Genomic DNA, 12,312 nt, shown 5'->3' on the forward strand with positions numbered 1-12,312 from the left:
GCTTCAGGATCGAGGGTCGAACGCGTCTCGCAACGCTTCGCCGATAAACACCAATAAGGAAAGGATCAGCGCCAGGGTGAAAAACGCCGTCAACCCAAGCCAAGGTGCTTGCAGGTTCTGTTTGCCCTGACCGATCAACTCACCCAGCGAAGCACTGCCGGCAGGCATGCCGAAACCGAGAAAATCCAGCGCGGTGAGGGTGGAAATCGCCCCGGTCAGAATGAACGGCAAGTAGCTCAGTGTCGCGTTCATGGCGTTGGGCAGAATATGCCGGAAAATCACCTTGCGGTCGCTCAGGCCCAGCGCACGGGCGGCTTTGACGTACTCCAGGTTGCGTCCGCGCAGGAACTCGGCGCGCACCACATCCACCAGTGCCAGCCATGAAAACAGCGCCATGATCCCCAGCAGCCACCAGAAATTCGGTTCGACAAAACCGGAGAGGATGATCAGCAGGTACAACACCGGCAGCCCTGACCAGACCTCCAGCAAACGTTGCCCGAGCAGATCGACCCAGCCACCGTAGTAGCCCTGCAATGCCCCGGCGGCGATGCCTATCAGGGCGCTGACAAAGGTCAGCATCAAGGCAAACAGAATCGACACCCGCGCGCCGAATATGACCCGTGCCAGCACATCCCGCGACTGGTCGTCAGTGCCCAGCCAATTGACTGACGTCGGCGGGCTCGGCGCCGGTTTGGTGAGGTCGTAGTTCGGCGTGTCGTCACTGAACGGGATCGGCGGGAACAGCAGCCAGCCACCGTCCTTGCGAATCAGGTTCTGCACGTAATCGCTGCGATAATCAGCCTGGAACGGCAGTTGTCCGCCGAACTCCTGCTCGGTGTAGCGCTTGAACACCGGGAAGTACCATTGGCCTTGATAGTTGACGACCAGAGGCTTGTCATTGGCGATCAACTCGCCCCCCAGTGTCAGCACAAACAGGCCGATGAACAGCCACAGCGACCACCAGCCACGACGGTTTTTCTTGAAGCGCTCGAAGCGCCGACGGCCCAGAGGCGAGAGCTTGAGCATCAGGCGTTCCTCGCGGCGAAGTCGATACGCGGATCGACCAGCGTGTAACACAGGTCGCCGACCAGTTTTATCAGCAGGCCGAAGAGGGTGAAGATGAACAGCGAACCGAACACCACCGGGTAGTCCCGCGAAACCGCAGCTTCGTAGCTCATGCGCCCGAGACCGTCGAGGGAGAAGATCACTTCGATCAGCAACGAACCGGCGAAGAACACACTGATGAACGCCTGCGGGATACCGGACACCACCAGCAGCATCGCATTGCGGAACACATGGCCGTACAGCACACGGCGTTCGCTCAGGCCTTTGGCGCGGGCGGTTACCACGTACTGGCGAGTGATTTCATTGAGAAACGAGTTTTTCGTCAGGATCGTCAGTGTGGCGAAACCACCAATCACCAGCGCCGTCACCGGTAGCACCAGGTGCCAGAAATAGTCGGCGATTTTGCCGAGAGTCGACAGCGATTCGAAGTTGTCCGACACCAGGCCACGCACCGGAAACCAGTTCAGCGACGTGCCGCCGGCAAACACCACGATCAGGAACATCGCAAACAGAAACGCTGGCATCGCGTAACCGATGATGATCGCCGTGCTGCTCCAGATATCGAAATGACTGCCATGATGCACGGCCTTGCGGATCCCCAGCGGGATCGACACCAGATAGGTGATCAGCGTCGCCCACAACCCGAGGGAAATGGTCACCGGCATTTTTTCCAGGATCAGATCGGTGACCGTCGCGCCACGGAAAAAGCTCTTGCCGAAATCCAGTTGCGCGTAGTTCTTCAACATCAGCCACAAGCGTTCGTGGGCCGGTTTGTCGAAGCCGTACTGTTTTTCGATGTCCTTGATCAGTTGCGGATCGAGGCCGCGACTGGCACGTGACGTGCCGCTCATGGTTTCGCTGGCGCCGCCACCGACACTCGCGCCGCCGATCCCTTGCAGGTGGGCGATGGCCTGCTCTACCGGGCCGCCGGGCGCGGCCTGAATGATCACGAAATTGACCAGCAGAATGATCACCAGCGTCGGGATGATCAGCAGCAGGCGCCGCAGTATGTAACCCCACATCAGTGCGGTCCTCCGGGTCTGCCACGGGCAATTTTTTCGGCGGTCATCTGCTGATTGGTCAATGGTGTGCTGCTTATTTCCCACCAGCTCTCGATGGCTTCGTCATTGCTGGCTTGCACCGACGGTATGCCGAAACGGTTCCACCAGACGGTCGATGTGCCGGGTGGATAGTAGTTGGGAATCCAGTAGTAATTCCATTGCAGCACCCGATCCAGAGCATGGGCGTAATGCAGCATGTCGGACTGGGTTGAGGCGCGAATCAGGCCGTTGATCAGCGTATCCACCGCCGGGTTTTTCAACACCATGTAATTGTTCGCGCCCGGGTCGTTGGCCGACGCGGAAGCAAAGTAATTGAGCAACTCGCCTCCCGGCGAAGTGCTGACCGGGTAGCCCGTGACGATCATGTCGTAGTCGCGGCTCATCAGGCGATTGACGTATTGCGAGGAGTCGATGCGGCGAATGTTCAGGTCGATGCCGATCTGTTTCAACGTACGCTTGTACGGCAGCAGCAAGCGATCCATGCCGTTCTGGCTGACCAGAAAGGTGAAGGTCAGCGGCTCGCCTTGCGCATTCACCAGTTGATCGCCATCCGGTTTCCAGCCAGCCTGTTCGAGCAACTCGAGGGCTTGCAATTGTTTGTCGCGGATCAGGCCGCTGCCGTCGGTTTTCGGGGCTTCAAAGACTTTGCTGAAGACTTCGTCGGGAACCTGGCCGCGCAGCGGTTCGAGGATTTTCAGTTCCTGTGCATCGGGCAATTCGCTGGCCGCCAGTTGCGTGTTGGAAAAGTAGCTCTGCTGGCGGATATACATACCGCGCATCATCTGCCGGTTGCTCCACTCGAAGTCCCAAAGCATGGCCAGGGCCTGGCGCACACGGCGATCGGCGAATACAGGTTTTTGCAGGTTGAACACAAACCCCTGGGCCGATTGCGGCGCCTCGGTGGCCAGATGAGCTTTTTGCAGGCGCCCGTCGCTCAGTGCGGGACTGTCGTAGCCGATCGAGTAGCCGGTGGCCGAGAACTCGCGGTTGTAGTCATAGGCACCACCGCGCAGCACTTGCCGAGCGACGTCGGTATCACCGAAGTACTCGATGCTGAAATGATCGAAATTGTAGAGGCCGCGACTGACCGGCAAGTCTTTGCCCCACCAGTCGGCGTTGCGCTCAAAGGTGATGCTGCGCCCCGAATCGACTTTGCCGACTCGATAGGGGCCGCTGCCCAGTGGCGGTTCATAGCCACCACCCCCGGCGAAATCGCGGCTCTTCCACCAATGCTCGGGAAATACCGGAAGGGTTGCGACGTCCTGGGGCAGGGTGCGGTTTTCATTGCTTTTGAAGTCGAACCGCACGGTCAACGGGCCTTCCACTTCGACGCCTTTGACGTCAGCAAACTGGGTGCGATAACGCAGGCTGCCCTGAGTCATCAATAAATCGTAGGTGTAGCGTACGTCTTCGGCGGTAATCGGCTTGCCATCGGCAAAGCGTGCCTTGGGATTGATGAAGAACCGCAGCGACAGACCATCGTCCGAGCGCTCCATCTTCTGTGCAACCAGGCCATAGACGGTGTAAGGCTCGTCCAGCGAGCGCTGGGCCAGTGGCGAATAAAGCAAGCCATCGATCTGAGTAACGCCGATGCCTTTGTCTATATAAGGAAGGACATGGTCGAAGTGGCCAATCTCGATGGCCGAGCGGCGCATCGTTCCGCCCTTGGGGGCTTGCAGGTTGGTGTAGTCGAAGTGGCTGAAACCGGCAGGGTACTTGGCAGGTTCGCCGTAAACGGTCAGCGCGTGTTGCGGTGCAGCGCTCACGCCAGCGGCACCCGTCAGCAGGGTGAGGGCGGTGAGCATCAATGTGGGGAAAACCAGTCGCATTGTCAGCCTTGGAACCGGGAAATCGATAAGCGCAAGTTGTACGCGAGAGGCGCGTGAGCCGCCAGCCGTATGTGTAACTGAAACGCAACGGCCCACCAGAAGGCGGGCCGTTGGTAAACAATCAGGCGACGGATCAGTCCTGACGGCTGGTGACTTCCAGCAGGTGATAACCGAACTGAGTCTTCACCGGACCTTGCACAACGTTGATTGGCGCGCTGAAGACCACGGTGTCGAATTCCTTGACCATCTGGCCAGGACCGAACGAGCCCAGGTCGCCGCCCTGACGGCTGGACGGGCAGGTGGAGTTGGCTTTGGCGACTTCGGCGAAATCAGCGCCGCCTTCGATCTGGGCCTTGAGTTCGTTGCACTTGTCTTCGCTGGAAACCAGGATGTGGCGGGCAGTGGCTTTAGCCATGGGGAAACTCTCCAATCTATTTCAGTAAAGTGTGGAGCCTACCGGATTCAGTGGGCGAATTCTCGGCAAAGTTCCGTTCGATTGTCCGTGGCTTTGATCAGAGATTCGCGGCGCACAGACGTTCGGCATGTTCAACGTACAGTCCAATCGGATCGGGCACAGCCGTGACGGGACTGGCTGTGCGGCGCAGGCTGCCCAGATGGTCAAGCGGATAGTCGGAGCGGATCACCTGTCCCAAGTGAGAGCTGAAACGGCCGACGAAGCCATCGTTCTGCTGCGTCTCGGTCATGAAATATTGCGACAGTGCATGGCAAATGTGCTGGGCGGGATCGAGTGTCGACGGGCTGTTTGCCGGCAGGACGCCGCTCCACGAGTAATAACGCACATCGTTGACCTGCTCCGGGCCGTGTCCGCCCCAGGTCTTGGGCAGGCCCTGCGGAAATTTGTCGTTGAAATCGCCCACTCCTTCGGTCGTCAGCGCATTGAGCGCCGCCAGCGCGTTCTGCGGCAACGTCATGCTGCCGCTGAGCAACTAAAGGAAGTTGGCAAACAGCGTCGCGACGTTCTGTGCGACAGCCTCCGGCAGGCGCCCGGGTACCAATGCCTTGCGCAGAAAATCAGCCAGTTCCGAACCGTGGTTCGGCCCGCTGACGGAAGTCACCGAGGCTACGGCGTGTGGTGCAAGCGCAGCAGCGTATCGAGCCGCCAATGCTCCCTGACTGTGTCCGATGAGATTGACTTTGTCGGCACCTGTGCCACGCAGCACACGATCAATCTGTGCAAGCAGTTGCTCACCCCTTGTTTCGTTTTTGTGGGTGGCAGAAAGGTGTGGAACAAACACTCGGCTGCCGGCTGTTTTCAAGGCGTCCTTTACATCATGGAACAGCTCGAAATGACCGATGCGCTCGAATCCGAACAGGCCGTGTACCAACAGGATGGGATAGCGAGTTGAAGCATTCCGTTGCATGTTCTTACCTTTTTCACAGAAGTTCATCGGGGAATCCGGAGGCCACTCTAAAACACTCATCTCGTTGAAGAAGTAGGAAGAGACTTCTCTTGGCCGATGAATCTGGAATAAGAGTTGTACGAATTTTCAGATACTTATGAAATCCGAATCGGAACTTGCAGCCATCTATCGCTGGGTTGATCGCGTTTTTGTGCAGTTTGCCTACCGAGTTCGATGCCTTTGCCGAGTGCCTGCGGCGGAGCCGGCTGACATCGGAAATGTGAGGGGTAGCGTTCAATGTTGGTTGTCGACGCCGCCCACGAAGCGGCGTTTTTTCCAAGGAATGGAGGCACTAATGAACACGCACGAAGTCGAGTTTTGCTACCGGATGCGCCACCACGTCAGTCCTTGTGTGGCGAGCGAGTTGCTGCCAGCGGTCACCATCGATTCTCTGGAGGGAACGGTGCTGGATCCTTCGCTGGGCAAGGTCGTTGTCCGAATCGCTCCTTATCCAGGCATGGCTTGCGGCGATCAGTTGCTGTTGAGTTGGGAGGGCCTCGATATAGAGGGCTTTGCTTATCAGCATGAGATGGTCCGCCATGTCAGCGCAGCCCAGGTCGGCAGGGATGTGATTTTCGTCATCAAAGGCCTGCATATCGCGGCGCTGGATGGCGGTTCGCTGCAGATCCACTGGAAGTTGCGCAGTGCTGGAGCCGAGCCTGCGCTGTCTTCGCCTGTGCAATTGTCTGTCGGAGATGCACGGTCGCAGTTGCTCGCACCGATTGTCGAGGGGCTGATCGGCGGGACGCTGGATCCGGCGCGAGTGCCCGAAGGCACGCTTGTCGTGCTCCAGCCTTATGCTCGAATGGCGGCGGGGGATCGGATTACGTTGCAGTGGGGCGCAGATGCATTGCCGGCAACGTTCAGCGATTGCTTGAAGGTCGAAGCCTTTGCAGTCGCGGAGGTGTTGTCATTTTGGGTGGACGGGGCGCATATCGCTGAGCATCTTGGTGGCGAGGTGATGGTGCGCTATCGCGTCGAACAGGTCGATGGAACGGTTCGCGAATCCGAAGCTGCAAGGATTCTGGTCACCCCGTTTCTGCGTGGTGAGCTGGACGCTCCTGATGTGCTTGAGGCTGAAGATGGCGTGCTGTTGAAAGAGGATTCGATCGATGGCGTCACCATCGTGATGGGTAATGCTCAGACGCAGGAAGGCGAGTTGGTTTACCTCAAGTGCGACGGGGATCTTTTCAATCACCGGGATGACCGCGAAATCACTCGTGAGTCGGCGGGAAAACCACTGATCTTTATCGTGCCGCACCGATTCTGGCGTGAGCACCATGGCACGACTGTGCGTGTGTCTTACACCGTTGAGCGTCTGGACGATGTCAGTCAGGAGTCAGCGGTGACGCGGGTGCGAGTGGAGGTTTAGCGGCAGCGTCGCCAGCCCTCCGGATTGCAAACAATCAGGAGGGCAGGCCTGGCAATCAGCCTTAGGCGTGTGCAGCAAGACGCTGCGCGGCGTCAAGGAGCAAGTGTTCCGTTGCGCTGAAACCGAGGCAGCCATCAGTAATCGAAACCCCGTAACGCAGGGATTCGCTCAGCGGTTGGCAACCTTCGAACAGGTGAGACTCAATCATCATGCCGATCAGAGCACGATCACCTTGCAAGCGTTGCTCAAGCACTTCGTTGAATACGGCAGGCTGACGCAATGGGTCCTTGCCGCTGTTGGCGTGGCTGCAATCGACCATGATCCGGCTCGGAATTTTCAGTCGGTTCAGGTCGGCATGGATTTTTGCCACGCTGTCGCGATCATGGTTCGGCCCTTTATGGCCCCCGCGTAGCACCAGATGGGTGTCGGGGTTGCCTGGCGTTTGGATGACGGCCGGATGCCCTTGGCTGTCGACGCCGAAATGCCGGTGCGGATGGGCGGCCGAACGCATGGCGTCAACGGCAATGGCGGCGCCGCCGTCGGTGCCATTCTTGAAACCGACCGGCATGCTCAGTCCACTGGCCATCTCCCGGTGGATCTGCGATTCAGTGGTGCGGGCGCCAATTGCGACCCAGCTCAACAGGTCATCGAAGTATCCGGCCGCCATGGGTTGCAGCAACTCGGTGGCCACCGGCAAGCCGAGGCGGATCATTTCCAGCATCAGCTCGCGCGACAGCGTCAGGCCGCCAGCCATGTCGTCACTGCCATCAAGATGCGGGTCGTAGGCCAGGCCTTTCCAGCCGACCGTGGTACGCGGTTTCTCGACGTAGGCGCGCATCACCAACAGCATTTCGCCGCTGACGTCTTCAGCCAGTCGAGCGAGCTTGCCGGCGTACTCAAGTGCAGATTGTGGATCGTGGATAGAACAAGGGCCAACGATGACCAGCAGTCGCGGGTCCTGGCCATTGAGAATGGCGCGAATCGCCTGACGATGGGCGGCGACTTGCAGGTTCAGGGCATTGCTCAGAGGCAATTGCTGTTTGAGTTGCAACGAGCTGGGCAGACGCAGGGTCAATGCTTCGTTGGCAGAGTTCAAAGTGGACAGCGGCAGAGCAGAAACGGACGAGTTCATATTTGGTCTTCCTGGGCTGGCGGCGGGTTCTTCCCGCTCGCTCGGCCCTACTGGGGTGTTCGACAGTTGGCCGTATTGGCTACGTGTATGTGCTTGCCACCTGTAGGTGACCGATCGGAGGCGGCAGGCTGTCCCGAGCGGAAGCTGGTAAATCGCCAGGCGCTGGAGCTGTCGTAACGGTAATAAGTGGCGTAGTTCATGTCGTGAATCCTCAAAATGTCTGGTGTGTTGCGGAAAAAGTCTGGGGCTGAAAAAACAAAACCCCCGGTCGGGAGGCCGACCGGGGGTTGAGAATTCTCTGGTAGGCGACCCGTTTTCATGGGCGCCGTTTGGGTATCAGGCGCGCCAGTGGCTAAACCAATACCCAAAATAAAAGCTGACCGGAGCGCAAACGTCATTTACCCGGGCAGCCGCAACCGAGCGCAAGGCGCTGGCGGTACGAAGCTGTGAAAGGGCGTTGAACATGGTCTGTCTCCGATGAATGGGCCGAGCTTACTAGAGGCCGATATGCCTCAGCAATCAGAAATTGCTATCGCATAATCAACAAAACGCCTATTGCTCGATTCACGCAAGAGTTGTGACACTCTGCGCTTCGCTTGATTGCCAAGGATGAACCGTGTCGACATTGACCATTGCCGCAGCCCAGAGCATTTCCATTGCCGGTGACCTCTCCGGGAATATTGCCCGACATCGTCGCTTCCTTGAGGCAGCAGCAGAGCAGGGTGTCGAGTTGCTGGTTTTTCCCGAGCTGTCGCTGACTGGCTACGAAGGAGAAACGGCCGCAGCGTTGGCGATCGAACCGCAAGATGCCGTGCTGCAACCGCTTAGGGATCTGGCCCGAAAGCTTGGGGTGACTGCCGTCGTCGGCATGCCAGTTCGGCTGGAGGACAGTGATTCGGTGCGCATTGGTGCTCTGGTCCTGGGGGCTGATGGTTCGCTCGGCGTTTACAGCAAGCAGCATTTGCACGCGGGCGAGGAATTGGTTTTTGCACCCGGTCTCGGCGGTCCGACATTGAACATCGGCGGCGAAGTGGTCGCGCTGGCAGTGTGCGCCGATTTCTCACATGCCAGCCATGCCGCGACGGCCGCAGACCAGGGCGCAGGCTTGTACGCGGCCGGCGTGTTGATCAGCGAAAAAGGTTACGCGGCCGACACAGCAATACTTCAGGGCTACGCCCGGCAACACGCAATGGCTGTGTTGATGGCCAATCACGGAGGGCTGACGGGTGGTTGGCAATCCGCTGGGCGCAGTGGCATCTGGTCTGAAGACGGTTCACTGATCGTCGCAGCTGCGGGGGCGGGCGACCTTTTGGTCGTGGCTCAGTGTAACGATGGTGTGTGGCAGGGACGGGTTGTCCCTGTGGTTGGCACGCCATGACATTTCAGCTTCGAGAGGCAGTGCCAGAGGATCTGGCGTTTGCCCGCGATCTCACCTGTCAGAACATGTTGCGCTATTACATTCGCCATGACCTGTTATGGCAGGACGAAGCGTTTGACGTGGCATGGTCAGGGCGGCAGAACTGGCTGGTAGTGCAGGGCGGGCTGACGGTGGGCTTTCTCAGTCTCAGCCGGGATATGCGCGCACTGTACATTCGTGAATTGCAGATTGCTGAAGCGTTTCAGGGGCGAGGTGCGGGTTCCTGGGCGATTGATCAGGTTATCGACATGGCCCGCAAAGAAAGGCGCCCGGCTTTGCGACTGACCGTATTCGAAAACAATCCGGCAAGAAACTTGTATGAAAGAAAAGGACTACAGGTTCAGGGTGCGGACGAGTGTTTTCTGCGAATGCAGCTTGATATCAGTACACGTGTGCTCTGAAAGCCACGGCCGGCAAGCCCTCAATGATGAATTGAAACTTTTTAAATGACGCATTCTGCTAGGTCTGCGTGGCACTTTTTGCTAAGGTGTCCGGCATTCCAATATGACCATATCGCGAGGTGTCTGCTTGATTAGGGTGCTAGTGGTCGATGACCATGATCTCGTTCGTACAGGCATTACACGTATGCTGGCCGATATCGATGGCTTGCAGGTGGTTGGCCAGGCCGAATCCGGGGAAGAGTCCCTGATCAAGGCCCGAGAGTTGAAGCCCGATGTGGTGCTGATGGACGTCAAGATGCCTGGCATCGGCGGCCTGGAAGCCACGCGCAAACTGTTGCGCAGCCATCCGGATATCAAGGTTGTCGCGGTTACGGTGTGTGAAGAGGATCCTTTCCCGACACGCTTGCTACAGGCAGGGGCTGCGGGTTATCTGACCAAGGGTGCCGGATTGCCGGAAATGGTCCAGGCCATTCGCCTGGTGTTTGCCGGTCAACGCTATATCAGTCCGCAGATCGCCCAGCAATTGGCTATCAAGTCCTTCCAGCCGTCCAACGATTCTCCCTTCGATGCGTTGTCCGAGCGGGAAATTCAAATCGCCTTGATGATTGTCGGCTGTCAGAAGGTACAGATCATTTCCGACAAGTTGTGTCTGTCGCCGAAAACCGTGAACACCTATCGCTACCGTATTTTCGAGAAGCTTTCGATCAGCAGCGACGTCGAGTTGACACTGTTGGCGGTTCGTCACGGCATGGTTGATGCCAGCCTCTGACCATGACTGAAACATTCGATTCCGGCGCGTTTCTGTCGACAGTCAGCGGGCGCCCTGGCGTCTATCGCATGTTCGACAGCGATGCGCGCCTGTTGTACGTGGGCAAGGCCAAGAACCTCAAAAAGCGTTTGGCCAGCTACTTTCGCAAAACCGGTCTGGCGCCTAAAACTGCTGCCTTGGTCGGGCGCATTGCGCAGGTCGAAACGACCATCACCGCCAACGAAACCGAAGCGCTGCTGCTTGAGCAAACCCTGATCAAGGAATGGCGGCCGCCGTACAACATCCTGTTGCGCGACGACAAATCCTACCCCTATGTGTTTCTGTCCGATGGCCAGTTCCCGCGTCTGAGCATTCATCGCGGAGCGAAAAAAGCCAAAGGCAAATATTTCGGTCCCTATCCAAGCGCTGGCGCCATCCGCGAGAGCCTGAGTCTGCTGCAAAAGACTTTCTTCGTTCGCCAGTGTGAAGACAGCTACTACAAAAACCGTACCCGGCCATGCCTGCAGTATCAGATCAAGCGTTGCAAAGCACCTTGTGTTGGCTTGGTCGAGCCTGAGGTTTATGCCGAAGACGTGCGCCACTCGGTCATGTTCCTTGAGGGTCGCAGTCACGCGTTGACCAATGAGCTGTCGACGGCGATGGAAGAGGCGGCGATCAATCTGGAGTTCGAACGAGCCGCCGAGTTGCGGGATCAGATCGCACTGCTACGTCGAGTCCAGGATCAGCAAAGCATGGAAGGCGGCACGGGGGATATCGATGTCATCGCGGCATTCGTCAACCCGGGCGGCGCCTGCGTGCATTTGATCAGTGTGCGTGGCGGACGCGTGTTGGGCAGCAAGAATTTCTTCCCGCAAGTCGGGATCGAAGAGGACGTATCGGAAGTCATGGCCGCGTTTCTTGGCCAGTATTTCATCAGCAGCCCTGAGCGCGATTTGCCCAGCGAACTGATCGTCAATGTGGTGCACGAGGATTTCCCGACGCTGATCGAAGCGATCCATGAGTTGCGGGGCCGCGAGTTGGCCATCAGTCATCGGGTGCGCGGCACGCGTGCGCGCTGGCAGCAACTGGCTGTAACCAACGCCGAGCAGGCATTGGGCGCACGTCTGGCCAACCGTCAACACACCGCAGCGCGGTTTGAGGCGCTGGCCGAAGTATTGAACCTGGATGAACCGCCGCAACGTCTGGAATGCTACGACATCAGTCATTCCAGCGGTGAAGCGACGGTTGCGTCCTGCGTGGTGTTTGGCCCTGAAGGTGCGATCAAGTCGGACTACCGCCGTTACAACATCGAAGGTGTCACGGCCGGTGACGATTATGCCGCCATGCATCAGGCCCTGACGCGACGCTTCAGCAAACTCAAGGAAGGCGAGGGCAAGTTGCCAGACATCTTGCTGGTGGACGGTGGCAAGGGCCAACTGTCGATGGCCCGGGATGTTCTGAACGAGTTGGCTGTGCCCGACCTGATCCTGCTGGGCGTTGCCAAGGGCGCCACGCGCAAGGCCGGCTTCGAAACGTTGTATCTAAATGATGCGGCGCATGAGTTCACATTGCGTGGCGACTCGCCGGCGCTGCACCTTATTCAGCAGATTCGCGATGAGGCTCACCGCTTCGCTATCACAGGACATCGCGCACGCCGTGGCAAAACCCGCCGTACATCAACACTGGAAGGCGTTGCGGGTGTTGGGCCGACCCGACGTCGCGACTTGTTGAAACATTTTGGTGGATTGCAGGAGCTGTCTCGTGCAAGCATCGAAGAGATCGCCAAAGCCCCGGGGATCAGTAAAAAGCTCGCAGAGTCGATTTATGCGAACCTGCATAGCGAGTAGAATGCCCCTTCACCTCGTA

General features: G+C 58.2%; 10 protein-coding genes and 1 pseudogene. 5 read left to right on the plus strand and 6 right to left on the minus strand.

Annotated features, from left to right (window positions below; translation table 11 throughout):
* Positions 1 to 3: 3 nt before the first annotated feature.
* From PspS49_RS13460 to PspS49_RS13480, 5 genes and pseudogenes are all read right to left on the minus strand, one after another.
* Positions 4 to 1,026, minus strand: coding sequence for an ABC transporter permease (locus PspS49_RS13460; protein ID WP_127927145.1), 1,023 nt, complete (start codon positions 1,024 to 1,026; stop codon positions 4 to 6).
* A complete protein-coding gene (locus PspS49_RS13465) occupies positions 1,026 to 2,087 on the minus strand; it encodes a microcin C ABC transporter permease YejB (protein ID WP_034154280.1) in 1,062 nt (353 codons plus the stop codon). The genes PspS49_RS13460 and PspS49_RS13465 overlap by 1 nt, the downstream gene beginning before the upstream one ends.
* On the minus strand, positions 2,087 to 3,955 hold the full coding sequence (locus tag PspS49_RS13470) for an extracellular solute-binding protein (protein WP_160039727.1): 1,869 nt from the start codon (positions 3,953 to 3,955) through the stop codon (positions 2,087 to 2,089). Before PspS49_RS13470 ends, PspS49_RS13465 begins: the two co-directional genes overlap by 1 nt.
* Before the next feature lie 133 nt (positions 3,956 to 4,088).
* Complete coding sequence (locus tag PspS49_RS13475) at positions 4,089 to 4,370, minus strand: peptidylprolyl isomerase (protein ID WP_007912303.1); 282 nt, start codon at positions 4,368 to 4,370, stop codon at positions 4,089 to 4,091.
* Between the two features lie 97 nt (positions 4,371 to 4,467).
* A pseudogene (locus PspS49_RS13480) lies at positions 4,468 to 5,337 on the minus strand (alpha/beta fold hydrolase).
* Positions 5,338 to 5,671: 334 nt separating this feature from the next.
* On the opposite strand from PspS49_RS13480, the gene PspS49_RS13485 reads away from it, so the two are divergent.
* Positions 5,672 to 6,748 (plus strand): hypothetical protein, encoded by a 1,077-nt coding sequence (locus PspS49_RS13485; protein WP_160039729.1) that lies wholly within the window; start codon positions 5,672 to 5,674, stop codon positions 6,746 to 6,748.
* Between the two features lie 61 nt (positions 6,749 to 6,809).
* On the opposite strand, the gene PspS49_RS13490 is transcribed toward PspS49_RS13485, so the two are convergent.
* The gene (locus PspS49_RS13490; protein WP_150774563.1) at positions 6,810 to 7,880 is read right to left on the minus strand and encodes a 3-deoxy-7-phosphoheptulonate synthase; all 1,071 of its coding nucleotides are present in this window, start codon (positions 7,878 to 7,880) and stop codon (positions 6,810 to 6,812) included.
* A 616-nt stretch (positions 7,881 to 8,496) separates the two neighbouring features.
* Between PspS49_RS13490 and PspS49_RS13500 the strand changes: the two genes are divergently transcribed.
* The 4 genes from PspS49_RS13500 to uvrC all read left to right on the plus strand — a co-directional run bounded on the left by PspS49_RS13500 (position 8,497) and on the right by uvrC (position 12,293).
* Positions 8,497 to 9,258 (plus strand): carbon-nitrogen hydrolase family protein, encoded by a 762-nt coding sequence (locus PspS49_RS13500; RefSeq protein ID WP_127927153.1) that lies wholly within the window; start codon positions 8,497 to 8,499, stop codon positions 9,256 to 9,258.
* The gene (locus PspS49_RS13505; RefSeq protein ID WP_127927155.1) at positions 9,255 to 9,698 is read left to right on the plus strand and encodes a GNAT family N-acetyltransferase; all 444 of its coding nucleotides are present in this window, start codon (positions 9,255 to 9,257) and stop codon (positions 9,696 to 9,698) included. Before PspS49_RS13500 ends, PspS49_RS13505 begins: the two co-directional genes overlap by 4 nt.
* A 127-nt stretch (positions 9,699 to 9,825) precedes the next feature.
* The gene (uvrY, locus tag PspS49_RS13510) at positions 9,826 to 10,467 is read left to right on the plus strand and encodes a UvrY/SirA/GacA family response regulator transcription factor (protein ID WP_016984198.1); all 642 of its coding nucleotides are present in this window, start codon (positions 9,826 to 9,828) and stop codon (positions 10,465 to 10,467) included.
* 2 nt (positions 10,468 to 10,469) lie between these two features.
* Positions 10,470 to 12,293 carry an excinuclease ABC subunit UvrC gene (uvrC, locus tag PspS49_RS13515; RefSeq protein ID WP_127927157.1) on the plus strand — a complete coding sequence of 608 codons (1,824 nt, stop codon included), beginning with the start codon at positions 10,470 to 10,472 and terminating at the stop codon, positions 12,291 to 12,293.
* The last annotated feature ends 19 nt before the right edge of the window (positions 12,294 to 12,312 follow it).

This window comes from Pseudomonas sp. S49 (assembly GCF_009866785.1).
In the GTDB taxonomy this organism is placed as follows: Bacteria; Pseudomonadota; Gammaproteobacteria; order Pseudomonadales; family Pseudomonadaceae; genus Aquipseudomonas.

Excerpts from the sequence above, each read along its gene's own strand:
- PspS49_RS13490 (WP_150774563.1), bottom strand. The coding sequence starts at position 7,880 with ATGAACTCGTCCGTTTCTGCTCTGCCGCTGTCCACTTTGAACTCTGCC.
- PspS49_RS13470 (WP_160039727.1), bottom strand. The coding sequence starts at position 3,955 with ATGCGACTGGTTTTCCCCACATTGATGCTCACCGCCCTCACCCTGCTG.
- PspS49_RS13505 (WP_127927155.1), top strand. The coding sequence starts at position 9,255 with ATGACATTTCAGCTTCGAGAGGCAGTGCCAGAGGATCTGGCGTTTGCC.
- PspS49_RS13475 (WP_007912303.1), bottom strand. The coding sequence starts at position 4,370 with ATGGCTAAAGCCACTGCCCGCCACATCCTGGTTTCCAGCGAAGACAAG.
- PspS49_RS13485 (WP_160039729.1), top strand. The coding sequence starts at position 5,672 with ATGAACACGCACGAAGTCGAGTTTTGCTACCGGATGCGCCACCACGTC.
- PspS49_RS13465 (WP_034154280.1), bottom strand. The coding sequence starts at position 2,087 with ATGTGGGGTTACATACTGCGGCGCCTGCTGCTGATCATCCCGACGCTG.
- uvrC (WP_127927157.1), top strand. The coding sequence starts at position 10,470 with ATGACTGAAACATTCGATTCCGGCGCGTTTCTGTCGACAGTCAGCGGG.
- PspS49_RS13460 (WP_127927145.1), bottom strand. The coding sequence starts at position 1,026 with ATGCTCAAGCTCTCGCCTCTGGGCCGTCGGCGCTTCGAGCGCTTCAAG.